The sequence below is a fragment of the Mesorhizobium sp. BHbdii genome, from assembly GCF_053848045.1.
In genome coordinates, this window is sequence record NZ_JBSPKX010000153.1 from 1 (window position 1) to 490 (window position 490).

A 490-nucleotide genomic window follows, 5' to 3' on the forward strand; every position below is an offset into this window, starting at 1 on the left:
TCCAGGATGGCGCAGAAAGAGAAGACCAATCAGCACGGCAAGGATGACGGAGATGAGTTGCAGCCAGAAATGAGGCACGTGGCCCGCGCCGATCAGGCTTATGCCTCGGAGGCCTCCGCTGACGATCAGCACCCACCCGAGCAAGTTCACCACGGCAATCGACGAGATCATCGGTAAGGTCACTGCCAGAGTTCCGGCTGCGACTAGCAGCACGCCCTCCACCAAATACCAAAGTGAGTACCGCTTGAGAGTCTGCCGCATTGCCTCGCGAAAGACGTCCGCTGCGGCATCCAAGGAGATCGACCTGCTCTGCCTCCAAAAGCCGTCAGTGCCTGTGACGACCTCAAGCCGGGCCGCATGCGCTCTTGCGATTTTCAGGAGAGTTACCGCCGTCTCCTGGGCTGTCCATCCGCGAGCTTGTGACGATGCGACCAGTTCCTCGAACGCAGGCTCCAATGCAACCTCACAGTTGACCTCCCGATCGGGGCTG

1 protein-coding gene is annotated in these 490 nt (G+C 60.0%); it reads right to left on the reverse strand.

Annotated features, from left to right (window positions below):
- Nucleotides 1–294 (reverse strand): HdeD family acid-resistance protein (locus ACWTU8_RS32345; protein ID WP_455851314.1); only part of this gene is annotated, 294 nt, incomplete at its 3' end.
- Nucleotides 295–490: the final 196 nt, after the last annotated feature.